The organism is Brevibacillus sp. LEMMJ03 (assembly GCF_007197875.1).
GTDB classification, from domain to species: domain Bacteria; phylum Bacillota; class Bacilli; order Brevibacillales; family Brevibacillaceae; genus Brevibacillus; species Brevibacillus thermoruber.
The window spans coordinates 1-429 of sequence record NZ_VKJN01000088.1; the positions used below are offsets into that span (position 1 = coordinate 1).

Annotated in this window: 1 protein-coding gene; it reads left to right on the forward strand. The window is 48.5% G+C overall.

Annotated features, from left to right (window positions below; genetic code table 11):
- The coding region (locus FOI68_RS23715; protein WP_185974037.1) for a hypothetical protein at window positions 1–240 on the forward strand (240 nt) is incomplete at its 5' end.
- Window positions 241–429: the final 189 nt, after the last annotated feature.

Below are 429 nucleotides of genomic sequence, written 5' to 3' on the forward strand. Positions count from 1 at the left end.
GCAAGCATCGCCAAAGAGATTACAGAGCGATACCGAACTGTTCGGCTAATCGAAGCGACCGTCATGGAGTTTGAAACCGTTGCAGAACCGATGTATGCGATCAGCCTGCTGGACACGGATAAAAACATTGTAGCCGAACTGACATGGATGGACGGAAAAGTCACTCATGAAAATCGTATTGCGCTCCGGACAGTTTTCAAAGCGATGGAGAAGTATCCGGAACGGTTTGGTCTCAAATGAAGGGGGTGAAATCATGAACGTTCTGCCAGGCGACATGAAGTTAGCCGTTGCTCTCTATGAGTGTTGTCATTCCTGCCTAAACCGCGCTCGGTTTGAGCTACATAGAGAAGACTTCAACGAAGCCGATCGCTGGATTGAAGAGTACCGACGTTGTCGTCGTGAGTTGGACGAGCTTATCAAACGAAAAGA